This window comes from Pseudomonas sp. PLMAX (assembly GCF_046042685.1).
Taxonomy (GTDB): domain Bacteria; phylum Pseudomonadota; class Gammaproteobacteria; order Pseudomonadales; family Pseudomonadaceae; genus Aquipseudomonas; species Aquipseudomonas putida_AE.
The window spans coordinates 1-25074 of the sequence record NZ_CP064949.1 but is presented as its reverse complement, the minus strand read 5'-3'; the positions used below and the strand labels follow the sequence as shown (position 1 = coordinate 25074).

The 25074-nt window shown below is 60.8% G+C and carries 21 protein-coding genes and 2 pseudogenes; 12 read left to right on the top strand and 11 right to left on the bottom strand.

Features of this window, described 5'->3' with window-relative positions; genetic code table 11:
- Positions 1–12: 12 nt before the first annotated feature.
- From DKB71_RS00115 to coaBC, 3 genes and pseudogenes are all read right to left on the bottom strand, one after another.
- Positions 13–1416 (bottom strand): annotated as a pseudogene (locus tag DKB71_RS00115) (phosphomannomutase/phosphoglucomutase); the annotation flags it as partial.
- 176 nt (positions 1417–1592) lie between these two features.
- A complete protein-coding gene (gene dut, locus DKB71_RS00110) occupies positions 1593–2048 on the bottom strand; it encodes a dUTP diphosphatase (RefSeq protein WP_047535088.1) in 456 nt (151 codons plus the stop codon).
- Between the two features lie 5 nt (positions 2049–2053).
- Entirely contained in the window at positions 2054–3262 is a 1209-nt protein-coding gene (gene coaBC, locus DKB71_RS00105; RefSeq protein ID WP_408599319.1) for a bifunctional phosphopantothenoylcysteine decarboxylase/phosphopantothenate--cysteine ligase CoaBC, read from the bottom strand.
- Positions 3263–3397: 135 nt separating this feature from the next.
- Between coaBC and radC the strand changes: the two are divergent.
- Positions 3398–4067 (top strand): annotated as a pseudogene (gene radC / locus DKB71_RS00100) (DNA repair protein RadC).
- Positions 4068–4204: 137 nt separating this feature from the next.
- Here the strand turns inward: radC and DKB71_RS00095 are convergent.
- Positions 4205–5791, bottom strand: coding sequence for an ABC transporter substrate-binding protein (locus DKB71_RS00095; RefSeq protein ID WP_408599318.1), 1587 nt, complete (start codon positions 5789–5791; stop codon positions 4205–4207).
- Between the two features lie 447 nt (positions 5792–6238).
- Here DKB71_RS00095 and rpmB point away from each other — a divergent pair, with 447 nt between their 5' ends.
- Both rpmB and rpmG read left to right on the top strand, forming a co-directional pair.
- A complete protein-coding gene (gene rpmB, locus DKB71_RS00090; protein ID WP_003176907.1) occupies positions 6239–6472 on the top strand; it encodes a 50S ribosomal protein L28 in 234 nt (77 codons plus the stop codon).
- Positions 6473–6483: 11 nt separating this feature from the next.
- Positions 6484–6639, top strand: a complete 156-nt coding sequence (rpmG, locus tag DKB71_RS00085; RefSeq protein ID WP_007894709.1) for a 50S ribosomal protein L33 — start codon at positions 6484–6486, stop codon at positions 6637–6639.
- 162 nt (positions 6640–6801) lie between these two features.
- On the opposite strand, the gene DKB71_RS00080 is transcribed toward rpmG, so the two are convergent.
- Positions 6802–7164 carry a cupin domain-containing protein gene (locus DKB71_RS00080; protein WP_008054608.1) on the bottom strand — a complete coding sequence of 121 codons (363 nt, stop codon included), beginning with the start codon at positions 7162–7164 and terminating at the stop codon, positions 6802–6804.
- 234 nt (positions 7165–7398) lie between these two features.
- Here DKB71_RS00080 and DKB71_RS00075 point away from each other — a divergent pair, with 234 nt between their 5' ends.
- Both DKB71_RS00075 and DKB71_RS00070 read left to right on the top strand, forming a co-directional pair.
- Positions 7399–8892 carry an aldehyde dehydrogenase gene (locus tag DKB71_RS00075; protein ID WP_408599317.1) on the top strand — a complete coding sequence of 498 codons (1494 nt, stop codon included), beginning with the start codon at positions 7399–7401 and terminating at the stop codon, positions 8890–8892.
- A gap of 161 nt (positions 8893–9053) precedes the next feature.
- Positions 9054–10196: an MFS transporter gene (locus DKB71_RS00070; protein ID WP_408599316.1), complete on the top strand. Its 1143-nt coding sequence runs from the start codon at positions 9054–9056 to the stop codon at positions 10194–10196.
- 79 nt (positions 10197–10275) lie between these two features.
- Here DKB71_RS00070 and DKB71_RS00065 read toward each other — a convergent pair whose 3' ends face one another.
- Together DKB71_RS00065 and DKB71_RS00060 are read right to left on the bottom strand one after the other, a co-directional pair.
- A complete protein-coding gene (locus DKB71_RS00065; protein WP_408599315.1) occupies positions 10276–11844 on the bottom strand; it encodes a phospholipase D family protein in 1569 nt (522 codons plus the stop codon).
- A 60-nt stretch (positions 11845–11904) separates the two neighbouring features.
- Entirely contained in the window at positions 11905–13338 is a 1434-nt protein-coding gene (locus DKB71_RS00060; RefSeq protein WP_408599314.1) for a PLP-dependent aminotransferase family protein, read from the bottom strand.
- Positions 13339–13517: 179 nt separating this feature from the next.
- Here DKB71_RS00060 and DKB71_RS00055 point away from each other — a divergent pair, with 179 nt between their 5' ends.
- Positions 13518–13763: a DUF1127 domain-containing protein gene (locus tag DKB71_RS00055; protein WP_274073712.1), complete on the top strand. Its 246-nt coding sequence runs from the start codon at positions 13518–13520 to the stop codon at positions 13761–13763.
- Positions 13764–13907: 144 nt separating this feature from the next.
- Here the strand turns inward: DKB71_RS00055 and DKB71_RS00050 are convergent, their stop codons facing one another.
- Positions 13908–15221, bottom strand: coding sequence for an NAD(P)/FAD-dependent oxidoreductase (locus tag DKB71_RS00050; RefSeq protein WP_408599313.1), 1314 nt, complete (start codon positions 15219–15221; stop codon positions 13908–13910).
- Between the two features lie 146 nt (positions 15222–15367).
- Here DKB71_RS00050 and DKB71_RS00045 point away from each other — a divergent pair, with 146 nt between their 5' ends.
- Complete coding sequence (locus DKB71_RS00045) at positions 15368–15721, top strand: YkgJ family cysteine cluster protein (RefSeq protein WP_274073709.1); 354 nt, start codon at positions 15368–15370, stop codon at positions 15719–15721.
- A gap of 7 nt (positions 15722–15728) precedes the next feature.
- On the opposite strand, the gene DKB71_RS00040 is transcribed toward DKB71_RS00045, so the two are convergent.
- The gene (locus tag DKB71_RS00040; RefSeq protein WP_003177284.1) at positions 15729–16217 is read right to left on the bottom strand and encodes an Lrp/AsnC ligand binding domain-containing protein; all 489 of its coding nucleotides are present in this window, start codon (positions 16215–16217) and stop codon (positions 15729–15731) included.
- 157 nt (positions 16218–16374) lie between these two features.
- Between DKB71_RS00040 and dadA the strand changes: the two genes are divergently transcribed.
- The 5 genes from dadA to DKB71_RS00015 all read left to right on the top strand — a co-directional run bounded on the left by dadA (position 16375) and on the right by DKB71_RS00015 (position 22303).
- A complete protein-coding gene (dadA, locus tag DKB71_RS00035; RefSeq protein WP_274073708.1) occupies positions 16375–17679 on the top strand; it encodes a D-amino acid dehydrogenase in 1305 nt (434 codons plus the stop codon).
- A 142-nt stretch (positions 17680–17821) separates the two neighbouring features.
- Entirely contained in the window at positions 17822–18895 is a 1074-nt protein-coding gene (alr, locus tag DKB71_RS00030) for an alanine racemase (RefSeq protein ID WP_274073707.1), read from the top strand.
- A gap of 128 nt (positions 18896–19023) precedes the next feature.
- Complete coding sequence (locus DKB71_RS00025; RefSeq protein ID WP_007947433.1) at positions 19024–19572, top strand: cupin domain-containing protein; 549 nt, start codon at positions 19024–19026, stop codon at positions 19570–19572.
- 182 nt (positions 19573–19754) lie between these two features.
- Positions 19755–20168 carry a c-type cytochrome gene (locus DKB71_RS00020; protein ID WP_323607408.1) on the top strand — a complete coding sequence of 138 codons (414 nt, stop codon included), beginning with the start codon at positions 19755–19757 and terminating at the stop codon, positions 20166–20168.
- 212 nt (positions 20169–20380) lie between these two features.
- On the top strand, positions 20381–22303 hold the full coding sequence (locus DKB71_RS00015) for an acetyl-CoA hydrolase/transferase C-terminal domain-containing protein (protein ID WP_408599312.1): 1923 nt from the start codon (positions 20381–20383) through the stop codon (positions 22301–22303).
- Between the two features lie 131 nt (positions 22304–22434).
- Here the strand turns inward: DKB71_RS00015 and DKB71_RS00010 are convergent, their stop codons facing one another.
- Both DKB71_RS00010 and rep read right to left on the bottom strand, forming a co-directional pair.
- Positions 22435–23007 (bottom strand): xanthine phosphoribosyltransferase, encoded by a 573-nt coding sequence (locus DKB71_RS00010; protein WP_095052388.1) that lies wholly within the window; start codon positions 23005–23007, stop codon positions 22435–22437.
- 57 nt (positions 23008–23064) lie between these two features.
- Positions 23065–25074: a DNA helicase Rep gene (gene rep, locus DKB71_RS00005; RefSeq protein ID WP_274073705.1), complete on the bottom strand. Its 2010-nt coding sequence runs from the start codon at positions 25072–25074 to the stop codon at positions 23065–23067.

The window sequence follows — 25074 nt, the reverse complement described above, 5'->3', positions numbered from 1 at the left end:
GCTCCGGGTGAATCAGAACGGTAGTTGGAGATCAGGTGCAACACGCTTCAACTGGGCGTGGAAAACGTCCTTGATGCGTTGCAATTCAGCCTCGTCATCGGCCTCGAAACGCAGGACCAGCACCGGTGTGGTGTTGGAGGCGCGAACCAGGCCCCAGCCTTTGGCATAGTCGACTCGCACGCCGTCGATAGTGGTCAGGTCGGCGCCTTCGCCCCACTTCGCGTCGTGCAATGCATCAATGATGCTGAATTTGCTCTCTTCGGTCACATGGATATTGATCTCTGGCGTAGAAATATCGTTCGGGAAGGTCGCGAACAGCTCCTCCGCCGTGGATTTTTCCTTGCTGAGGATTTCCAGCAGCCGTGCGGCGCTGTAGATGCCGTCGTCGAAACCGAACCAGCGCTCCTTGAAGAAGATGTGCCCGCTCATTTCGCCGGCCAACAGGGCGCCGGATTGTTTCATTTTCTTCTTGATCAACGAATGACCGGTCTTCCACATCAGCGGACGACCACCGTATTCCTTGATCAGCGGGATCAGGCGGCGGGTGCATTTGACGTCGAAGATGATTTCCGCATTCGGGTTGCGCGCTACCACGTCGCGGGCGAAGAGCATCAGCAGGCGATCCGGGAAGACGATGCTGCCGGTGTTGGTCACTACGCCGACGCGGTCGCCGTCGCCGTCGAAAGCCAAGCCGATATCGGCGTTGGTTTCCTTGACCTTGGCGATCAGGTCGACGAGGTTTTCAGGCTTACCCGGGTCCGGGTGATGGTTGGGGAAGTTGCCATCGACTTCACAGAACAACGGGATGACTTCGCAGTTCAGCGCTTCGATCAATTGCGGGGCGATCACGCCGGCCGCGCCGTTGCCGCAGTCCACCACGACTTTCAGGCGGCGGGCCAGCTTGATGTCCTGGACGATTTCGGTGGTGTAGCGGTCGAGGATCTCGACCTGGGTGATGCTGCCCTTGCCGCTGGTCAGGTCGTTGGTCTTGAGGCGGTCATGGAGGGCCTGGATCTGTTCATTGGCCAGGGTATCGCCGGCAATGACAATCTTGAAACCGTTGTAATTCGATGGGTTGTGGCTGCCGGTGAGCATCACGCCGGACTTGCCCGCCAGCACATTGGCCGCGTAGTACAGCGCCGGGGTCGGCACCAGGCCGACGTCACTGACGTGGCAACCGCTGTCGGCCAGGCCCTGGATCAGTTGTTCAACCAGCTCCGGGCCGGACAGGCGACCGTCACGGCCAACGGAAACGTTCGGTTCATCCTGGGCCAGGCTCTGGGCACCGATGGCGCGACCGAGCCAGTAAGCCGTTTCGGCGTTGAGAAATTCCGGGACTGTGCCGCGTATGTCATAGGCGCGGAAAATGCTGTCGGGGAACTTGGGGGCAACGCGCACTGGGGTGCTCATCTGGGGTAATGCTCCATCTTGAAAGTGGCTGGACAGGCCGGCGAATGACTCGCCGGCAGGTTCAAACTGAAAGGTATGACGGCGTTTTTCGCGCAGAGTTCGTGGTGCGAAAAGGCCATGCCAGCGACGCGAGCGGCTTCTTGGCCGATCAATCCCTTGATTTCAGGCGTGTAGATAAGGTGTCAGTGGCTTCCGGAATGACCGAAACCGCCGGTACCACGCTGGGTCTCGACGAACTCTTCGACCATCTCGAAATGTGCCTGCACAACCGGTACCAGCACCAGTTGCGCCAGGCGTTCGCCGACGGCCATGGTGAAATCGGTCTGGCCACGGTTCCAGCACGAGACCATCAGCGGACCCTGGTAGTCGGAGTCGATCAGCCCGACCAGGTTGCCCAGGACGATGCCGTGCTTATGGCCCAGGCCGGAGCGCGGCAGGATCAGCGCTGCCAGGTTCGGATCGCCGATGTAGACCGACAGGCCAGTGGGGATCAGTACGGTTTCACCCGGCTTGATCACGATGTCCTGCTCCAGCATGGCGCGCAGGTCGAGGCCGGCGGAGCCTGGCGTGGCGTACTGCGGCAGCGGGAATTCGGTACCGATGCGGGGGTCGAGGATCTTGGCTTGCAAAGCGTGCATGTAAATTAAACCTGGTTCAGACGTTCGGCGATAAAAGTGATCAGCTGGCGAGCAATCTTGCTCTTGCTGGTCTGGGCGAAGAGTGTGGCGTGAAGCTCACGGTCGATCACGCTGCAGGCGTTTTCTTCGCTGTTGAAGCCAATGCTCGGGTTGGCGACGTCGTTGGCGACGATCAAATCGAGGTTCTTGTCTTTCAGCTTGCGGGCAGCGTAATCGAGCAGGTGTTCGGTCTCGGCGGCGAAACCGACACTGAACGGACGGTCGGGGCGTGTGGCGATGCTGGCGAGGATGTCCGGGTTGCGTACCATTTGTAGCAACAAGCCGTCGCCGTTCGTAGGATCTTTCTTGAGTTTCTGTGGCGCGACGACTTCCGGGCGGTAGTCCGCGACCGCTGCGGAGGCGATAAACAGGTCGCAGGGAATCGCCGCTTCACACGCGGCGAGCATGTCGCGGGCGCTGACGACGTCGATGCGCGTGACACGATCCGGCGTTGGCAGATGCACCGGGCCGGTGATCAGGGTGACGCGGGCGCCGGCTTCAACCGCCGCTTCGGCCAGGGCAAAGCCCATTTTTCCGGAGCTGTGGTTGGTGATGTAGCGCACCGGGTCGATGTTTTCCTGGGTCGGGCCGGCGGTGATCAGCACGTGCTTGCCGGTCAGGGCCTGGCGCTGGAAGCAGTCTGCCGCGCATTGGGCCAGTTCCGTGGCTTCGAGCATGCGCCCCAGGCCAACGTCACCGCAGGCCTGGCTGCCGGAGGCTGGCCCGAAGGCCTTGATGTCCCGGCTTTCGAGGGTTTGCAGGTTGGCCTGGGTGGCCGGGTCGCGCCACATGGCCTGGTTCATCGCCGGTGCGACGGCAACCACGGCGTCGGTCGCCAGTACCAGCGTGGTCAGCAGGTCATCGGCAATGCCTTGGGCCAGTCGCGCGATCAGATCGGCGGTGGCGGGGGCGATCAGCACCAGATCGGCCCATTTGGCCAGTTCGATGTGGCCCATCGCGGCCTCGGCCGCCGGGTCCAGCAGGTCCAGGTGGACCGGGTGCCCGGACAGGGCCTGCATGGTCAGTGGCGTGATGAACTCAGCACCGCCACGGGTCATGACCACGCGCACTTCCGCGCCCTGATCGATCAGGCGGCGAGCCAGGTCGGCGCTCTTGTAGGCAGCGATACCGCCGCCGACGCCCAGAACAATGCGTTTCCGATACAGCCGCTGCATAGGCCTGCCTTTCATTTCGTTGATGACTGCGTTGCGATACCCCCTCCCCAGGAGTGAAATCGCCCGCAAAAAAGATGGGCTACGATATCACAGCGACCGCTACGGAACAGCGGCGCCCACAGACAGGGAGGTGCTATGAGTATTCGCGATTGGCCGTCGGCGGAACGGCCGCGGGAGAGGTTGCTTGAACAAGGCTCGGGAAGTCTTTCGGACGCCGAGTTGCTGGCGATATTTTTACGCACCGGCGTGGTGGGTAAAAGCGCCGTGGATCTGGCGCGACACCTGTTGACTCAGTTTGGCAGCCTGCGTTTGTTGCTGGAGGCTGATCAGGAAACGTTCAGCAAACAGTTGGGGCTCGGGCCGGCGAAATTTGCGCAGCTGCAGGCTGCTCAAGAAATGAGCAGACGCCACCTGGCCGAGCGGGTGCGGGACAAGTCGGCGCTGGAAAACCCGCAGGCGGTGCGTGACTACCTCAAATCGATGCTGCGCCATGAGCCCCACGAGGTGTTCGGTTGCCTGTTTCTCGACTCCAGGCATCAGGTACTGGGATTTGAGGTGCTGTTCCGTGGCTCGATCGACAACACCAGCGTCCATCCGCGGCAAGTGGTCAAGCGTGCGCTAGCTCACAATGCGGCGGCATTGATCCTCTGCCACAACCATCCGCAACACTGACCCCAGCCAGGCCGACAGGGTGCTGACCAAGCGCCTGCAAAAGGCGCTGGACCTTATCGATGTGCGGGTACTCGACCATTTCATCATCGGCGACGGCGATCCGTTGTCGATGGCCGAGTATGGCTGGATGTAGGAGATAGTCGGGGCGAGCGAAACTCATGTGGGAGCGGGCTTGCTCGCGAAGGCGGTGTATCAGTCAGCATTGATGGCGACTGACTCTCCCTCTTCGCGAGCAAGACCGCTCCCACAGGGTTTTGTGTGCGGCGGCTATTACTTGATGTTGACCTTGGAGTAGTCCTGCCGCCCGAACGGGCTGACCGAGTAGCCCTCGACATCCTTGTTCGTCAGCGCGAAGGCAGTCGGATGAGCCAGCGGCAGCCACAGCGCCTGTTGCTGGATCTGCGTCTGGGCCTGCTCATAGAGTTTGGTGCGCACGCCTTGCTCGCCGGTGGTTTTGCCGGCGCTGATCAACTTGTCCAGGTCCTGGTTGCAATAGCGGGCAAAGTTGGTGCCGGACTTGACCGCAGCACAGGAAAACTGCGGCGTGAGGAAGTTGTCCGGGTCGCCGTTGTCACCGGCCCAGCCCATGAACAGCAGGTCGTGTTCACCGGCCTTGGCGCGGCGGATCAGCTCGCCCCATTCGATCACGCGAATTTCCGCCTGAATGCCGATTTCCGCCAGGTCGGACTGAAGCATCTGGGCACCCAGGCTCGGGTTGGGGTTCAGCAGGCTGCCGGACGGGCGGGTCCAGATCGTGGTCTGGAAGCCGTCCTTGAGCCCGGCCTTGGCCATCAATGCCTTGGCCTTCTCGATGTCATGGGGGTAGCCCGGCAACGCTTTCGCATAGCTCCAGGTGTTGGGCGGGTAGGGGCCGTTGGCGGGTTCGGCGGTGTCCTCGAACACGGCCTTGACGTAGTTGGCCTTGTCGAAGGCGAGGTTGATCGCCTGGCGCACTTCAGGTTTGTCCAAGGGCGGGTGCTGACTGTTGATGGCGACGAACGCGGTCATGAAGGCGTCAGTTTTTTCGACTTTCAAGGTCGGCTCTTTCAGCGCGGCCTGGACATCCAGCGGTTTGGGCGACAGGGCGATCTGGCATTCATTGCGGCGCAGTTTCTGCAGGCGCACGTTGGCGTCAGGGGTGATGGCAAAGATCAGCGGGTCGACCGAGGGCTTGCCGCCGAAGTACTCGGCATTGGCCTTGTAGCGAACGGTGGCGTCCTTCTGGAAGCGCGTGAATACGAACGGGCCGGTGCCGATCGGCTGGCTGTTAAGCTTCTCCGGCGTGCCGGCCTTCATCAGCTTGTCGGCGTACTCAGCCGAGTAGATCGAAGCGAACCCCATGCTCAGGGTGGCGAGGAAGGTGGAGTCCGGGTGATCCAGGGTAAAGCGAACGGTCAGCGGGTCCAGCGCATCGATCTTCTTGATCAGCGCAGGCAATTGCATCGATTGCGCGTGGGGAAAGCCGCTCTGGGCGACTTTGTGCCATGGGTTGGCCGGGTCGAGCATGCGGTCGAAGCTGAACTTCACGTCCTCGGCGGTCAATTCGCGCGTCGGGCTGAAATAGTCGGTGCGGTGAAATTTAACCTGCGGGTGCAGCTTGAAGACGTAGCTCAGGCCATCAGGGGTGACCTCCCAGCTGTCCGCGAGGCTGGCGACAACTTTGCCGCTGGCGGTGTCGAAATCCACCAGGCGGTTCATCAACACGTCGGCCGAGGCGTTGGTGGTGGTCAGCGAGTTGTATTGCACCACATCGAACCCTTCCGGGCTGGCCTCGGTGCAGACGCTCAGGGCGGCGGCGAAGGCCTGTGGGCCCAGCAGGAGCGGGGCAAGCAGCAGCGGTAGGGCAGCGAGGCGCATGGTCGGGTTCCTTTACAGATCGAAGGCCCATCTGCAAGTGCAGTCTGGAAAAGGCTTACCCTAGTGGGCTGGATTGCAAATGACTATCCCCTTTTTCGATTTCAGGGGACTATAGCCGATCGATTCGGGTGAGCACGGGTTGGAAAAAGCTGGATTTTGCCGGTCGAGCGGATTCTCTGCGACGAGCGGTAGAAATCGACGGCAGCCTTGATCCAAGGCGCCTGGCGCCTGAAAAACGGGTTTTTTATCAACTCAACGCACACCGAATGTTGTTGCTCTCGAGTCTTTCTGGTATAAAGCAGCGCTCTTTTCTAGGGGCCCGGTTCCTTCGTTTGTAGGTGTAGCCGGTAAGACCCTTAAAGAAACGCGGCGCCTGGCGCCAAATGACTGAGAGATTAAGCGGCCAACCCATGCCGGGTTGGGCATGTGGTTTTAGAGGGCTGAGGCATGTCGAGAGTCTGTCAAGTTACCGGTAAGGGTCCGGTGACTGGGAATAACATTTCCCACGCAAATAACAAAACCCGTCGTCGTTTCCTGCCGAACCTGCAGCATCACCGCTTCTGGGTTGAAGAAGAGAAACGTTTCGTGCGTCTGCGCGTATCTGCCAAAGGCATGCGTATCATCGACAAGCGTGGCATCACTGTCGTGCTGGCCGAAATCCGCGCCGCTGGCAAGATCTAAGGGAGCTAATCATGCGTGAATTGATTCGTTTGATTTCGAGCGCCGGTACTGGTCACTTCTACACTACCGACAAGAACAAGCGCACTACCCCGGACAAAATCGAGATCAAGAAATTTGATCCGGTTGTTCGCAAGCACGTGATCTACAAGGAAGGCAAAATCAAGTAATTGATTTTTCCCGACTTACGAAAAAGGCCCGTATCGCGAGATACGGGCCTTTTTTGTTGCCTGTGGTTTGTGTGTTGCCTGTCAGGGCCCCTTCGCGAGCAAGCCCGCTCCCACATTTGAGCGCTGTGGACCCGGACAAATGAGCCCTGGCTACAAAAATCCTCAGGCCTTCTGCTCAAACGCCACATAGATCTTGCGGCACGGCTCCAGCACTTCCCAGGTACCGCGGAACCCGGCCGGGATCACGAAGCGATCGCCCGCGCGCACGGTTTTGCTGTTGCCGTCGTTGTCGCGCAGCACGGAAACGCCCTGGACGATTTCGCAGTATTCATGCTCGGTGAAATTCACCAGCCACTGGCCGACGGCGCCTTCCCACACGCCGGCATTCAGTTGGCCGCAAGGACTGTTGTAGTGGTTGTACACTGCTTGTTCGGGATCGCCCTTGAGGACTTTTGCCGGGTCTGGGCGATAGCGTTCGACGGCCGTGGTGGCCTGGCTGAAGTCGACGATGTTCTGGATGCTCATTGTTGTATTCCCCCGTCATTGCGGTGCGAGTGGTTGGTAATGCCGAAGTCTATGTTTATTAAAATGAACATCGCAAGGCCGTTTGCCGGCGTTATGTCAAATATATTGAAACTTCACCTGCCGCTGGTTTAGGGTGGTGGTTGCCTTGGGCCGTAAGCAGGCTGGCCAGGCAGAATTCCTGACAGCGCCCGCGAAGAACGCGGGTGTCGTATTCAATAAGAGGAGGACACTCGCATGACCACCCTGACTCGTGCCGACTGGGAGCAACGCGCTCGCGATCTGAAGATCGAAGGCCGCGCCTACATCAATGGCGAATACACCGATGCTGTCTCCGCCGAGACCTTCGAGTGCATCAGCCCGGTCGATGGTCGCCTGCTGGGCAAGATTGCCAGCTGTGATGCCGCCGATGCCCAGCGCGCTGTTGAAAACGCCCGCGCCACCTTCAATTCCGGTGTCTGGTCGCGCCTGGCGCCGACCAAGCGCAAAGCCACCATGATCCGTTTCGCCGGCCTGCTGAAAAAGCACGCCGAAGAACTGGCCCTGCTTGAAACCCTGGACATGGGCAAGCCGATCAGCGACTCCCTGTACATCGACGTTCCTGGCGCGGCGCAAGCCCTGAGCTGGAGCGGCGAGGCCATCGACAAGATCTACGATGAAGTGGCCGCTACCCCGCATGATCAACTGGGCCTGGTCACTCGCGAGCCAGTCGGCGTTGTCGGCGCCATCGTGCCGTGGAACTTCCCGCTGATGATGGCTTGCTGGAAGCTCGGCCCGGCGCTGTCCACCGGTAACTCGGTGATCCTCAAGCCGTCGGAAAAATCCCCGCTGACCGCCATCCGTATCGCAGCCCTGGCCGTTGAAGCCGGGATCCCGAAAGGCGTGCTCAACGTGCTGCCGGGTTACGGTCACACCGTCGGCAAGGCCCTGGCCCTGCATAACGATGTCGACACCCTGGTGTTCACCGGTTCGACCAAGATCGCCAAGCAGCTGCTGATCTACTCCGGCGAGTCGAACATGAAGCGCGTCTGGCTCGAAGCCGGTGGCAAGAGCCCGAACATCGTGTTCGCCGATGCACCGAACCTGCAAGAGGCTGCCGAAGCCGCTGCCGGCGCCATTGCGTTCAACCAGGGCGAAGTCTGCACCGCCGGTTCGCGCCTGCTGGTGGAGCGTTCGATCAAGGACCAGTTCCTGCCACTGGTGATCGAAGCGCTGAAAGCCTGGAAGCCGGGCAACCCGCTGGACCCGGCGACCAACGTCGGTGCGCTGGTGGACACCCAGCAGATGAACACCGTGCTGTCGTACATCGAATCGGGTCACAGCGATGGCGCCAAGCTGGTTGCCGGTGGTAAGCGCACGCTGCAGGAAACCGGTGGCACCTACGTTGAGCCGACGATTTTCGATGGCGTGAGCAACGCGATGAAGATCGCCCAGGAAGAAATCTTCGGGCCGGTGCTGTCGGTCATCGCTTTCGATACCGCCGAAGAGGCCATCGCGATCGCCAACGACACGCCGTACGGCCTCGCCGCGGCAGTGTGGACCAAGGACATCTCCAAGGCTCACCTGACCGCCCGTGCACTGCGTGCCGGTAGCGTGTGGGTCAACCAGTACGACGGTGGCGACATGACGGCGCCATTCGGTGGCTTCAAGCAGTCCGGCAACGGTCGCGACAAGTCGCTGCATGCGTTCGACAAGTACACCGAGCTGAAGGCGACCTGGATCAAGCTATAAGTCGGTTTTCTTAACGACGTAGATCCCCTGTGGGAGCGGGCTTGCTCGCGAAGGCGGTGTGACAGTCAACATTGATGTTGAATGTGATGGCCTCTTCGCGAGCAAGCCCGCTCCCACAGTGTTTTGTGCAGGCCATAAAAATATCCACAGGAGCGTGGAACATGCGTTGGGCGACGTATTTCGCCGTGTTGGCGTCTGTCTTGAGTGTCGGCCTGGCCCTGGGTGTCAGCATGCCGCTGGTGTCGTTCCGCCTGGAAAGCTGGGGTTACGGCTCGTTTGCCATCGGCGTGATGGCAGCCATGCCGGCCATTGGCGTGCTGCTGGGCGCGAAGATTTCCAGTCATCTGGCGGCCCGTCTGGGTACGGCCAATCTGATGCGCCTGTGCCTGTGGGCCGGGGCGGTGTCCATCGGTTTGCTGGCATTGTTGCCGAGTTATCCGATCTGGCTGGTCCTGCGCCTGATGATCGGCGTGATCCTGACCCTGGTCTTCATCCTCGGTGAAAGCTGGATCAACCAGCTGGTAGTCGAAGAGTGGCGTGGACGGCTGGTGGCGCTGTACGGCAGCAGTTACGCGTTGAGCCAGTTGGCCGGGCCGATCCTGTTGGGCGTGCTGGGTACCGAACACGATTATGGTTTCTGGGTCGGCGTCGGCCTGCTGGTGGCGGCGCCGCTCCTGTTGCTGGGACGCAGTGGTGCGCCCGGCAGCGAGGCCTGCAGCGTGACCTTCGGTGATTTGCTGACCTTCTGCCGTGGCCTGCCGGCCATTGCCTGGGCGGTGTCGCTGTTCGCCGCCTTCGAGGCGATGATCCTGACGCTGCTGCCGGTGTACTGTCTGCGCCAGGGCTTCACCACGGAAATCGCCCTGGCGATGGTCAGCACCGTAGTGGTGGGGGATGCCTTGCTGCAACTGCCCATCGGTGCATTGGCTGATCGCGTGTCGCGGCGTGCGCTGTTTACCGGCTGCGCGGTAGTGCTGCTGGTGTCGAGCCTGGCGATCCCGTTGCTGATCGAGACCCTGATGATCTGGCCGCTGTGGGTGCTGTTCGGTGCCAGTGCTGGCGGGCTGTTTACCTTGTCGCTGATCCTGATTGGCGAGCGGTATCGCGACGATGCGCTGGTGCGGGCCAATGCGCACATTGCCCAGCTGTGGGGCATCGGTTGCCTGCTCGGGCCGTTGATCGCCGGTGCCGGCAGCCAGTGGATCAGCGGGCATGCGTTGCCGTTGCTGATGGCGGCGGGGGCGTTTGGGTTGGTGATACTGGTGTCGCGCCAGGGTGCGTTTGGCGCGGTACAGCCCGCATAAGATCAAAAGATCGCAGCCTGCGGCAGCTCCTACAGGGGGAATGCGTACATCTGTAGGAGCTGCCGAAGGCTGCGATCTTTTAAAGCATCCGCTCCAGCCCGACGATATCGCTGAGCCAGGCATTGAAGTGCCGCCACCAGCTGCCCGGTTCCTCGGTCATGGTGTGCATTTTGCCGTCGTCTTCGGTGGTCCATACGACCTGTTCATTCTTCAGCTGCACATGGTAACTCAAGGCCGGTGCCATGCCCTGCAACGCCAGGTCGCGAACGTGGGCCGCCAGTTCCGGACTGTCCACCAGCACCCCGACCTCGGTGTTCCACAGTACCGAGCGCGGGTCGAAGTTGAACGAGCCGATGAAGGATTTTTGCTGGTCGAAGATCATGGCCTTGCTGTGCAGGCTGGAATCGGAATCGCCGTAAGACTTGCTGGAAAACAGCCGAGGTCCGCTACCGCTGCTGTCTCCGGGCTGGCGGCGCAGTTCGAAGAGTTGCACGCCGTGCTCCAGCAGCGCCTTGCGATACGGTGCATAGCCGCCATGCACCGCCGGCACGTCAGTGGCCTCCAGTGAGTTGGTCAGCAGGCGTACCGTTACACCGGCGTCAGCCCGTCCGGTCAGGTAGACCAGCCCCGGTGGCCCAGGCACGAAATAGGCCGAGATCATGATCAGCTCTTTGCTGACGCCATCGAGTGCGGGCGCCAACTGGGTCGTCAGCAGCAACTGAGGGTCAGGCTCGCCGTCGGCCAGCACCTTGCTCGGTGCATCCCACAGCGCCTGATTCCAGGCCCAGATCAGCTCTTCGCGCCAGATATCCAGGCGCGGCTGCGTGGCGAATTTCATCAACTGTTGATAGAGCGCGTGGTTCTGTTTGCGCGATTCCTCCAAGGATTCTTCCAGTCGGGTGCGGGTGTTTTGCAGGTCCTCGGCAGTCGGTTTGCTGGAGACAAATTCAGCGATCGGCTTGCTCAGGGCGCTGTTCCAGTACTGGTCGAAACTGTGCCCCAACTGCTCGGCGACCGGCCCGACACTGAGCATGTCGATGTCGGTGAAGTTCAGGTTGGGCTTGGCATCGAAATACTCATCCCCCAGGTTGCGCCCACCGACAATCGCCATGCTGTTGTCGGCCAGCCACAGTTTATTGTGCATGCGTCGATGTTGCCGCGACACATTGAGCAACCGGCCGATGGTGCGCGTCACGCCGGTGCTGCGACCCAGATGCAACGGGTTGAATACGCGGATCTGGATTTGTGCATGCGCCGCCAGCGTGGCGATGGTCTTGTCCAGGCCATCGCTGGTGGTGTCATCGAGCAGGATGCGCACCCGTACGCCGCGGTCTGCGGCCTTGAGCAATTCAGAAACCAGCATCCGCGTGCTGATGCCGTCATGCACGATGTAGTACTGCAGGTCGAGGCTGCTTTGCGCGTTGCGAATCAGCTCGGCGCGGGCGGTAAACGCCTCGGTGCTGTCGGACAGCAGGCGAAAGCCCGATTTCCCCTCATGGGTGGCGGCCTGGGCCTGGACCGATCGGCCGAATGCCGAGCCGCTCGCCGGTAGCGCCTGGCTCGGTTCAACCTGCAGGTCGAAGTTGGCGCAGCCGCCGAGGAACGAAGTGAGTAACACAAGAGCAAGCAGGGACTGTCTGGCTGTCACGTGGGATCGTTCCGGGTGGCGGCAGTTGTAGGCATATGGACGCTGGTGTGAGCAAAAAAGTCAGTCGCCTAGCTCGCAAGTTTGCGCAAGCAATCGGATGGCGGCGGCGCCGACCTTGCGCACGGCTTCTTCAATCTGTGCCGTTGGTTTGGCAGCGTAGTTCATGCGCAGGCAATTGCGGTATTTGCCCGATGCGGAAAAGATGCTGCCGACGGCGATCTGCACGCCTTGATCGTGCAGATCGCGATTGAGTTTCAGCGTGTCGAATCCTTCCGGCAGCTCGACCCACAGCATGAAGCTTCCCTGCGGTCGACTGGCGCGAGTGCCCGGTGGAAAGTAGCGGGCGACCCAGTCGATCATCATGTCGCGATTTCGCTGGTATTGCGTGCGCATCCGCCGCAAATGCGGTTCGAAATGGCCGCCCTTGAGGAATTCGGCGATGGCGATCTGCGGTTGCGGAGCGGTCGAGCCGGTGCTGATGTATTTCATGTGCAGCACCCGTTCCAGATAGCGCCCGGGCGCGACCCAACCGATGCGCAGGCCTGGAGCCAGGGTCTTGGAAAACGAACTGCACAGCAGCACGCGGCCGTCCTCGTCGAAGGATTTGATCGTGCGTGGGCGCGGATAGGAATAGGCCAGTTCGCCATACACATCGTCTTCGATGATCGCCACGTCGAAACGCTGAGCGAGCGTCAACAACGAGCGTTTGCGCGACTCCGGCATGATGTAGCCCAGCGGGTTGTTGCAGTTGGGGGTCAACTGTATGGCCTTGATTGGCCACTGCTCCAGTGCCAGTTCCAGGGCATCCAGGCTGATCCCGGTAAGCGGGTCGGTGGGAATCTCCAGGGCTTTCATGCCCAGCCCCTTGAGGGTCTGCATGGCACCGTGAAAACTCGGCGAATCCACCGCCACAATGTCCCCGGGTGCACAGATCGCCCTAATACTGGTGGACAGCGCTTCGTGGCAACCGGTAGTCACCACCAGATCGCCAGGCCCCAGCTGGCAGCCTGAGTCGAGCATCAGGCGGGCGATCTGTTCGCGCAGTTCGAGGTTACCGTGGATGTTGTCGTAATACAGGCCCGGCATGTCTTGCCGCCGGCTGATGCGCGCCAGATCGCGCAGCAAGGGTTTCATGGTCGGGCTGGTGATGTCCGGCATGCCGCGACCCAGTTGCACCACGTCCTTGCGCGGCACGGCGCGGATCAGTTCCAGCACCTGGTCCCATTGCGAAATATCCACCGGCCGTTGGGCTGGACGGCCAATCGCCGGCAGGTCCGGCAGTTCGCGGCTGACGGGCACGAAGTACCCGGACTTCGGTCGTGGCATGGCCAAACCGTTGTCTTCCAGCACCCGATAGGCTTGCTGCACCGTGCTCAGGCTGACCCCGTGTTCGACGCTCAGCGCCCGCACCGAGGGCAAGCGGTCACCGGGACGATAGAAGCCCTGTTCGATACGCGTGCCGAGCAATTCGGCGAGGTTGACGTAGAGGGTCATGGTGCAGTCTCGGCGTGGGAGAGGGGATTGACCAGTACAGATCGGGCAAAAATTCAGGATTCAGCGGCATAAACGGCGAATCTGTATGGATCTAATACAGGTCTTTTGAATCTGTAATGCATTTGCTCGCAACCGCATCATGAAAGCTCTGGCTACCCAAGTAAACAGGAGCAATCAAAATGAACGGCTTGAGCGATGTGCGGCTGACGTTACACAGTCAGGAACTGACGGCAGGGCAAAGGGACGGTGCACGCCATGCGCCCATGCGCAATGCGCCGTCCCACCTGAGCCGCTGGGGTCTGTTCTGGCAGCGACTGCACACACGCAAGGCATTGCTGGCGCTGACGGCGGAACAGCTCAAGGATGTCGGGCTGACGCGCGAGCAGGCGCGGGAGGAGGGGCTTAAGCCGTTCTGGCGGATCTGACTCAAGTGGTGTTCTTTAAATCGATTCGCGAGCAAGCCCGCTCCCACATTGGATCTTGGTGAATACGGATTTTGTGTTCGATCACATATCAAATGTGGGAGCGGGCTTGCTCGCGAAAGCGTCGGCACAGACGCCTCGAATTGTTCAGACCAACTCTTTCATCCGATGCCACAACATCCCCAACGCCAGCAACGGCGAGCGCAGATGCTTGCCGCCGGGGAAGGTGATGTGGGGCACCTGGGCAAACAGGTCGAAGCCGCCACTGTGCTGACCGCTGATGGCCTCGGCCAGCAGCTTGCCCGCCAGGTGCGTAGCGTTCGCCCCATGACCGGAATAGGCCTGGGCGTAATACACGTTCGTCTGGTCCTTGAGCCGCCCGATCTGCGGTAGGCGGTTGGCACCGATGCCGATCATCCCACCCCATTGATAATCGATCCGCACGCTGGCCAGTTGCGGGAAGACCTCCAGCATTTTCGGGCGCATATAGGCCGCAATGTCTTTCGGGTCTCGCCCCGAGTAATGGCAGGCGCCGCCGAACAGCAAGCGGCGGTCCGCCGAGAGTCGGTAGTAATCCAGTGCCACCCGTTGATCGCAGACCGCCATGTTCTGCGGCAACAGGGCGTGGGCTTGTTCTTCACTCAAAGGCTCGGTGGCGATGATATAGCTGCCGGCGGGCAGCACTTTGCCGCTGAGTTCGGGATTGAGTTCATTGAGGTAGGCGTTGCAGCCCAGTACCAGGGTCTTGGCCCGGACCGAGCCTTTGGCGGTGTGCACCTTGACCTCGGGGCCGTAATCGATGCGCGTGACGGCCGACTGCTCAAACAGTCGGGCCCCCAGTTGCCGGGCGGCCGCGGCTTCGCCCAGGGCCAGGTTCAGCGGATGCAGATGGCCGGAGCCCATGTCGATCAGCCCGCCGACGTAGCGTTTGGAGCCCACCACCGTGTGCATTTCATGGGCTTGCAGCAGTCGGGTTTCATAGCGGTAACCGAGACTGCGCAGTTCTTCGGCGTCTTCGGCGAAGCCTTCGAGGTCGCGCGGCTTGTTGGCAAGGTCGCAATAGCCCCAGGTCAGGTCGCAGGGAATGCGAAACCGCTCGACTCTCTGTCGGACGATTTCCACCGCTTCCAGCCCCATGAGCTTCATTTGACGTACGCCGTCGGTACCGATCACATTGGCAAACTGATCCAGGCCATGGCCAACCCCCCGAATCAACTGCCCGCCATTGCGGCCGCTGGCGCCCCAGCCGATTTTATGGGCTTCGAGCAGCACCACGCTCAGGCCGCGTTCTGCCAGTTCCAGCGCGGTGTTCAACCCGGAGAACCCGCCACCGACCACGCAAACGTCAGCCACCAGCTCGCCGGTCAGCACCGGATGGTCGGGCTGGGGCAGGCTGCTGGCGGCATAATAAGAGCCGGTGTGCTGGTGATTCGCGGCAGGCGGCTGGGCACGGCCATTCATGTGCGTGATCCTGATTCGAGCGTCTGGAAAATTTGACGGAGCATAAGCCGGACCTCGTAGGCGGGCAACACTGGTCGGCCGGTGCTGTCTGGATCGGGGCTTTTACGTCAGAATCCGACCCTGTTCCGAGATCGGTAGTGGATTAGATGAGTTGCAACAGTCAGAAAATTCGCACGCTGCGCCAACAGATCCCCTCGTTCGAGTGCGTGCCCGGTTGCCATGACTGCTGCGGCCCGGTAACCACTTCGCCGGAGGAAATGTCCCGTCTGCCGCGCAAGAGCCGCGCCGAGCAGGAGGCGGCGATGGATGAACTCAACTGCGTTCACCTGGGGCCGAACGGCTGCACGGTGTATGACGAGCGGCCGCTGATCTGCCGGTTGTTTGGCACCACCAAGACCCTGCCGTGCCCCAATGGGCGAGGGCCGGTAGAGTTGATTCATCCGCGGGTGGAGAAGCAGGTATTCGAGTACATGGCCTCGAATCGGCAGGTGCTGGTTTAAAAGATCTTCAATCCGGAATCGGCAAACTCAAACTCTCCTTCACCTCTTCCATCACGATATAGCTCTTGGATTCGCGCACATGCGGCAGCTTGAGCAGGATGTCGCCCAGCAGTTTGCGGTACGAGGCCATCTCGGATATCCGCGCCTTCACCAGGTAGTCGAAATCCCCTGACACCAAATGGCACTCCAGCACGTGGGGCAGCTTCAGGACCGCGCGCCGGAACTCTTCGAAGGTATCGCCGGACTTGTAATCGAGGCTGATCTCGACGAACACCAACAGGCTGCCCTTGAGGTGCTGCGGATTGAGCCGGGCGTTGTAGCCCATGATGATCCCCTCGCGCTCCAGGCGGCGCACCCGCTCGGTACAGGGCGTGGTCGAGAGCCCGACTTTTTCCCCAAGCTCGGTAAAGGATATGCGCCCGTCCGCTTGCAGGATCCGCAGGATGTTGCGGTCGATCTTGTCCAGCTCACGTTTGGTCTGAGTGTTGGTACGCATAGGGGATGCGCCTCCGTGAAAAGGGTTTTTGCCGAGAATTGTCGCCAAATATAGGCGCTTATATAGTGAAAAGCACTGGCAAATCTTTTTTAAACTGCGCACATCTGAAGCTCTGAACAACAAACGTCAGCGGTTAGCCGCGATGAGGGAAATGAAAATGCGCGTCATGGTCTTGGGCAGCGGCGTCATCGGTACCACCAGTGCTTATTATCTGGCGCGTGCCGGGTTTGAAGTGGTGGTGGTCGACCGGCAGCCAGCGGCCGCCATGGAGACCAGTTTCGCCAACGCCGGGCAGGTTTCGCCGGGTTATGCCTCGCCGTGGGCCGCGCCGGGTGTGCCGCTCAAGGCGATCAAATGGCTGCTGCAGCGCCATGCACCCCTGGCGATCAAGGCCACTGCCGACATCGATCAGTACCTGTGGATGGCACAGATGCTGCGCAACTGCACCGCCAGCCGTTACGCGGTGAACAAGGAGCGCATGGTCCGCCTGTCCGAATACAGCCGTGACTGCCTCGACGAATTGCGCGCTGAAACCGGCATCGCCTACGAAGGCCGCAGCCTCGGTACCACGCAACTGTTCCGCACCCAGGCCCAGCTTGATGGCGCCGCGAAAGACATCGCCGTGCTGAAAGAGTCCGGCGTGCCGTTCGAACTGCTCGACCGCGAAGGCATTGCCCGCGTCGAACCGGCCCTGGCCAGCGTCACCGACATCCTCGCCGGTGCCTTGCGCCTGCCGAACGACCAGACCGGTGACTGCCAGATGTTCACCACCAAGCTCGCGGAAATGGCCGCCAACCTCGGTGTGCAATTCCGTTTCGGCCAGGACATTCAGCGCCTCGACTTCGCCGGTGACCGTATCAACGGCGTGTGGATCGACGGCAAGCTGGAAACCGCTGACCGCTACGTACTGGCGCTCGGCAGCTACTCGCCGCAACTGCTCAAGCCGCTCGGCATCAAGGCGCCGGTGTATCCACTCAAGGGTTACTCCCTGACCGTGCCGATCACCAACCCGGCAATGGCCCCGACCTCGACCATTCTCGACGAGACCTACAAGGTCGCGATCACCCGTTTCGACAACCGCATCCGCGTTGGCGGCATGGCGGAGATCGCCGGTTTTGACCTGTCGCTGAACCCGCGTCGCCGGGAAACCCTGGAGATGATCGTCAACGACCTTTATCCTCAGGGCGGCAACCTGGCCGAAGCCAGCTTCTGGACCGGCCTGCGTCCGACCACGCCGGACGGCACGCCGATCGTCGGTGCGACCCCGTTCAAGAACCTGTTCCTGAACACCGGTCACGGCACCCTCGGCTGGACCATGGCGTGCGGTTCCGGTCGCTTGCTGGCGGACCTGATGGCCAAGAGAAAGCCGCAGATCAGCGCCGAAGGCCTCGATATTTCCCGTTATGGCAGCAAAACCCAGGATACTGCAAAGCATGTCAGCCCTGCGCCAGCTCACCAATGAGGCCTCGCGCCACGGTTGTAGCCGCTCTGCCATGACTACCTTGCAGTAAACAGCTCAGAAAGATCCCTCTTCCGGTGCTACTGGCGGTTTACGCCGTCGGCAGCACCGGTTTTTTTTAACGACCGACCAGAAGTCTGCCGCCATGCGTCCTGCCCGTGCCCTGATCGACCTTCAAGCCCTGCGTCACAACTACCGGATCGCCCGTGAAGTCACGGGAGCCCGTGCCCTCGCGGTGATCAAGGCCGATGCCTATGGCCATGGCGCGGTGCGTTGCGCCCAGGCGCTGGAAGCCGAGGCCGACGGCTTTGCCGTGGCCTGCATCGAAGAGGCCCTGGAGTTGCGCGCGGCGGGCATTCGCGCGCCGGTGTTGCTGCTGGAAGGTTTTTTCGAAGCCGATGAGTTGTCGCTGATCGTCGAGCATGATTTCTGGTGCGTGGTGCATTCGCTGTGGCAACTCGAAGCCATCGAGAAAGCCGCATTGAGCAAGCCGATCACCGTCTGGCTCAAGCTCGATTCGGGCATGCACCGGGTCGGCCTGCATCCGAAGGATTATCAGGCGGGCTATCAACGCCTGCTGGCCAGCGGCAACGTGGCTAAGATCGTGTTGATGAGCCACTTTGCCCGCGCCGATGAGCTGCACAGCCAGGCCAGTGCCGAGCAGGTTGCCGTATTCGAAGCAGCGCGCCAGGGTTTGTCGGCCGAAGTCAGCCTGCGTAACTCGCCAGCGGTGCTCGGTTGGCCCCAGGTGCCAAGCGATTGGGTTCGTCCGGGCATCATGCTCTACGGCGCGACGCCTTTCGAAGAAGCCAACGCCGTGGCCTCGCGCCTGCAACCGGTGATGACCCTCGAATCGAAAGTGATCAGCGTGCGTGAATTGCCGGCGGGCGAGCCGATTGGCTACGGCGCCCGGTTCATCACTCCCAAGCCGATGCGCGTGGGCGTGGTGGCCATGGGTTACGCCGATGGCTATCCACGGTTGGCGCCCACCGGCACGCCGGTTCTGGTCGCCGGGCAACGCAGCCAGTTGATTGGCCGGGTGTCGATGGACATGCTCTGCATTGACTTGACCGATGTGCCGCAAGCCGGCCTCGGTTCGACCGTCGAGTTGTGGGGCAAAAACATCCTCGCCAGCGACGTGGCCATCGCCGCCGGCACGATTCCTTACCAGATCTTCTGCAACCTGCGCCGGGTGCCAATGCTCTATTCCGGGAGCTAAGGCCAAACGGCAGGCACCGGAAGTCGCCTCGCCGAACAGGATTCAGGTCAAAGTGTTGTAAATACTGAACGCTGTCGCCATGATAACGCTCAATATTCCAACAACCTGAATCCCTGGAGGCTCCTGCATTGGACGTCGGTGAACGACTGCAATCAATCCGCAAGCTCAAAGGTCTTTCCCAGCGTGAGCTCGCCAAACGCGCGGGCGTCACCAACAGCACGATTTCGATGATCGAGAAGAACAGCGTCAGCCCCTCGATCAGTTCGCTGAGGAAGGTGTTGGGCGGGATTCCCATGTCCATGGTCGAGTTCTTTTCCGAAGAAATCCTCCAGGAAAAACCGACTCAGATCGTCTACAAAGCCAACGAGCTGATCGATATTTCCGATGGTGCAGTGACCATGAAACTGGTCGGCCGGGCTCACCCGAGCCGTGCTATCGCCTTCCTCAATGAAATCTACCCGCCTGGCGCCGACACCGGTGACGAGATGCTCACCCATGAGGGTGAGGAAACCGGCATTTTGGTGGAAGGGCGGCTGGAACTGGTGGTCGGGCTTGAAACATTTGTGCTCGAAGCCGGCGATAGCTACTACTTTGAAAGTACCAAGCCGCATCGTTTCCGTAATCCGTTCGATGCGCCGGCGCGACTAATCAGCGCAGCAACACCCGCGAATTTTTAAGGAAAGAGGCGCCCCGCCAGCATGGCCGAGGCACCCGAGCTGTTTGACCGTTGCGCAACAAGACCCCTTCGACTTTGGGGTTGTTTCAGTGTCGCGGGCTTACCGCTATACTTGCGCCCGCCTGCGAACCGTGGCCGTAGGCGTGACTAGCCACCATTGAGGGTGAACGCGTGAATCTAATTATGAAAATGCTGGCCGCACCAGCAACCGTATTGGCCCTCTGGGCTGTCAGCGCTCAAGCTGCGACGAACGACGAAATTGCCAAGCGCCTTGAGCCAGTCGGCCAGGTCTGTGTCCAGGGCAAAGAGTGCAAGGGCATGGAAGTCGCCGCTGCGACTGGCGGGGGTGGCGGTGCCAAGGCGCCTAAAGACGTCATTGCCAAGCATTGCAATGCCTGTCACGGTACCGGCTTGCTGGGCGCGCCGAAAATCGGTGACAAGGCCGCGTGGAAAGAGCGCGCCGACCACCAGGGCGGCCTTGATGGCATCCTGGCCAAAGCCATCACCGGTATCAACGCGATGCCGCCAAAAGGCACCTGCGCCGACTGCTCCGACGACGAGCTGAAGGGCGCCATCAAAGAAATGTCCGGCCTGTAACCGGTCCGCCTCTTTCGCGAAAAAGCCGCTTGCGAGCGGCTTTTTTGTGCCTGCGATTTCCCCTGAGCTGCCGCAGGCTGCGATCTTTTGATCTTGATTGTTAAAAAACAAGATCAAAAGATCGCAGCCTTCGGCAGCTCCTACTGTTCAATGCAGTAAAGACCCGGCAAGCTCGGTCCAACCCCACTTCATGGAATGTACGGGAGGATCGGATGGTACAGCTGTGTTCTATCGAGCAAGCGGTCGATGAGGTGTTGGCGCGGTTGCCGGCGCATATCCACATGGGCCTGCCCCTGGGCCTGGGCAAACCCAACCCTTTCGTCAACGCGCTGTATCAACGTGTGGCGCAATTGCCGCAGCGGCAACTGACGATCTACACCGCCCTGTGCCTTGGCCGTCCAGCGCTGGGCGACGGATTGCAAAAGCGTTTTCTCGAACCCTTTGTCGAACGGGTCTTTGGCGATTATCCAGAGCTGGATTTTCTCGCCGGCCTGCAGCGCGACAACCTGCCGGCCAACATTCACATCCAGCAGTTCTTCATGCAGCCGGGCAGCCTGCTCCACAGCGCGTCGGCCCAGCAGGATTACGTCAGCAGCAACTACAGCCACGCCGCCCGGGACATCAATGCCGCAGGCTTGAACCTGGTTGCGCAATTGGTGGCCAGCCATGCTGAGCATCCCGATCGCTTGAGCCTGAGCTGCAACCCGGACATCACCCTCGACCTGCTGCCGATGATCGCCAGGCGCCGGGAAGCCGGGGAGACGATCCTGATGGTCGGCCAGGTGCATGACTATTTGCCCTACATGCCCGGTGATGCCGAAGTCGGTATCGATACCTTCGACTTGCTGATCGACGAGAAGGACAGCACCACGCTGTTCTCCACGCCGAACATGCCAGTGGGTTTCCAGGATCATTTCATCGGGTTGCACGCCAGCACCCTGGTACGCGATGGCGGCACCTTGCAGATCGGCATCGGCTCCATGGGCGATGCGTTGACCGCCGCGTTGCTGGCGCGACAGGCCGACAGCGACGCTTACAAGGCTTTGCTGGCTGACATCGATCTCAGCCCATGGGCGCAATTGATCGAGCGCGAAGGCGGCATCGATCCGTTCGCCAAGGGCCTGTACGGGTGCAGTGAAATGTTCGTCAACGGCTTGCTGGTGCTGGCCGACGCCGGGATCGTGCGGCGCAAGGTGTACCCGGATGTGCCGACCCAGCAGCAGGCCAATGCCGGCACCCTCGACGAAACGGCGCAAACCGACGGAATTTCGGTGCATGGCGGTTTTTTCCTCGGGCCGCGCAGTTTCTATCAACGCCTGCGCGAGTTGCCGCAGAGCAAGCGGCTCGAATTCAACATGACCCGTATCAGCTACATCAACGAGCTATACGGGCAGGAAGAGCTCAAACGCTTGCAGCGGCTCGATGCGCGGTTCATCAACACGGCATTTACCATGACCCTGCTGGGCGCTGGCGTAGCGGATCAGCTGGAAGACGGGCGGGTGCTCAGCGGTGTGGGCGGGCAGTACAACTTCGTGGCCCAGGGCCATGCGCTGGAAGGGGCGCGGTCGGTGTTGCTGCTGCGCAGCTGGCGTGAGTCGGGCGGTGACGTCAGTTCCAACATTGTCTGGGAATACGGTCACTGCACGATCCCGCGACACCTGCGGGACATCGTGGTCACCGAGTATGGCATTGCCGACCTTCGCGGGAAAACCGATGCGGTGGTGATCGAGGCATTGCTGAATATCAGTGATTCGCGCTTTCAGGCGGGGCTGATCGAACAGGCACAGAAGGTGGGTAAGTTACCGAAGGATTTTCGCCTCGATTCGCGCTTCACCGATAACCGACCTGAGCGTTTACAGGCGATTCAGGCACGGCATGCACGTCTGTTTCCGGAGTATCCGCTGGGCTGTGATTTCACCGAGGTCGAACGGGATCTGTTGCGGGCGTTGAACTGGCTCAAGAGCAAATTCAAACTGAGTGAAGTGTTGGAGCTGGGCAAGGCGGCTCTGGATGCGCCGGAGCCTTCGTCATTCCCCGAACATCTGGAACGTATGCAACTGACCGACCCTGAAGGGCTGAAAGAGGACTTGTTTCAGCGTCTCTTGCTCACCGGCCTCAAGGCCACCGCGCAATAAAAGCCAACCCAAAACAACTGTGGGAGCGGGCTTGCTCGCGAAGGGGCCGTGTCAGTCACCGATGATGTTGACTGACACGGCCCCTTCGCGAGCAAGCCCGCTCCCACATTAGGTTTTGCGGTGTGGCGGCTTTAGTCGATGAAGGTTACAACGCCATCCTTCAGCGACTGAACACGGGCCAGGGACTCAACGCGATACCCCTGCGCATCCAGCTCCGCACGGCCGCCCTGGAACGACTTCTCGATCACGATCCCCAAGCCAGCCACGGTCGCGCCAGCCTGCTTGATGATCGAGATCAGCGCTTGGGACGCCTTACCGTTGGCCAGGAAGTCATCGATGATCAGCACGCGGTCGCTGCTGGTCAGATGGCGTGGGGAGATCGCCACGGTGCTTTCGGTCTGCTTGGTGAACGAGTAAACGGTCGCCGACAGCAGGTTTTCAGTCAGGGTCAGGGACTGGTGCTTGCGAGCGAAAATCACCGGCACACCGAGGTTCAGACCGGTCATGATCGCCGGGGCGATGCCCGAGGCTTCGATGGTGACGATCTTGGTGATGCCCGAATCCTTGAACAGCGTGGCGAATTCATCGCCGATCAGCTTCATCAGGGCCGGGTCGATCTGGTGGTTCAGAAAGGCGTCGACTTTCAGGACCTGATCGGAAAGCACGATGCCTTCTTCGCGAATTTTCTTGTGCAGTGCTTCCATGAAGCTGTCCTCGTTTGGCGTCTTTTGCGCCGAAGGTCTAAATAAAAGTGGTCAATTCTAGCGCTTTAACATCGCGCGTATATCCGCCAATGCGCTATTGCCGCGAACGGCCTTGACTTCGGTCGGGGTGTCGTCGTTGCCTTCCCAGGCCAGGTCGTCCGGCGGCAGCTCGTCGAGGAAGCGGCTCGGTGCGCAATCGATGATCTCGCCGTATTGCTTGCGCTTGGCGGCGAAGGTGAAGGCCAGGGTCTGGCGCGCGCGGGTGATGCCCACGTAGGCCAGGCGCCGCTCCTCTTCGATGGTGTCGGCTTCGATGCTGGAGCGGTGCGGGAGGATTTCCTCTTCCATGCCCATGATGAACACGTAGGGGAATTCCAGGCCCTTGGAGGCATGCAGGGTCATCATCTGCACACCTTCGGCGCCATCTTCCTCCTCCTGCTGGCGCTCAAGCATGTCGCGCAGGACGAGTTTGCCGATGGCGTCTTCGACGGTCATCTCGCCTTCTTCGTCTTTCTCCAGGGTGTTCTTCAGCGCCTCGATCAGGAACCACACGTTGCCCATGCGGTAATCGGCGGCCTTGTCGCTGGAGCTGTTGGTGCGCAGCCAGTTCTCGTAGTCGATGTCCATGACCATGCTGCGCAGAGCCGAGATCGGGTCTTCGCCAGCGCATTGCTCGCGCACCTTGTCCATGAAGCGCTTGAAACGCGACAGGCGATCGGTGAAGCGGCTGTCCAGATGCTCGCCCAGGCCGATTTCGTCGGTGGCGGCATACATCGAGATTTTTCGCTCGGTGGCGTAGTTGCCCAGCTTCTCCAACGTAGTCGAACCGATCTCCCGGCGTGGGACGTTGATCACGCGCAGGAAGGCGTTGTCGTCGTCCGGGTTCACGATCAGGCGGAAATAGGCCATCAGGTCTTTCACTTCCTGGCGGCCGAAGAAGCTGTTGCCGCCGGACAGGCGATAGGGCACCTGGTGGTGCTGCAACTTCAGTTCGATCAACTTGGCCTGGTAGTTACCCCGGTACAGGATCGCGAAATCGCTGTACGGCCGGTCGGTGCGCAAGTGCAGGCTGAGGATTTCCACGGCCACGCGCTCGGCTTCGGCGTCTTCGTTGCGGCAGCGGATCACGCGGATCTCGTCGCCGTGGCCCATCTCACTCCACAGCTGCTTTTCGAATTCGTGGGGGTTGTTCGAGATCAGCACGTTGGCGCAGCGCAGGATGCGGCTGGTGGAGCGGTAGTTCTGCTCCAGCATCACCACTTTCAGGGACGGGTAGTCGTCCTTGAGCAGCATCAGGTTTTCCGGGCGGGCGCCGCGCCAGGCGTAGATCGACTGGTCATCGTCGCCGACCACGGTGAACTGGTTGCGCTTGCCGATCAGCATCTTCACCAGCAGGTACTGGCTGGCGTTGGTGTCCTGGTATTCGTCCACCAGCAGGTAACGCACCTTGTTCTGCCACTTTTCCAGGATGTCGGCGTGCTCTTCGAACAGCTTCACCGGCAGCAGGATCAGGTCGTCGAAGTCTACCGCGTTGAACGCCTTGAGCGTGCGCTGGTAGTGGGTGTAGACGATGGCGGCGGTCTGTTCCTTGGGGTTGCGCGCGTTTTCCAGGGCCTGGGCTGGCAGGATCAGGTCGTTTTTCCAGGCGCCGATCATGTTCTTGATCTCGTCGACGCCGTCGTCGCCCGAGTATTCCTTTTGCATGATGTCGGTCATCAGGGCCTTGACGTCGGTCTCGTCGAAAATCGAGAAACCGGGTTTGTAGCCCAGCCGCACGTGTTCCTTGCGGATGATGTTCAGGCCCAGGTTGTGGAAGGTGCAGACCGTCAGGCCGCGACCCTCACCGGCGCGCAGCAGGGTGCCGACCCGCTCCTTCATCTCGCGCGCGGCCTTGTTGGTAAAGGTCATGGCGACGATGTACTGGGCGCGGATGCCGCAGTTCTGGATCAGGTGGGCAATCTTTCGGGTGATGACGCTGGTCTTGCCGGAGCCTGCACCGGCGAGCACCAAAAGAGGGCCGCCGACATAGCTCACGGCTTCTTGCTGCCGGGGATTGAGTCGGGACAT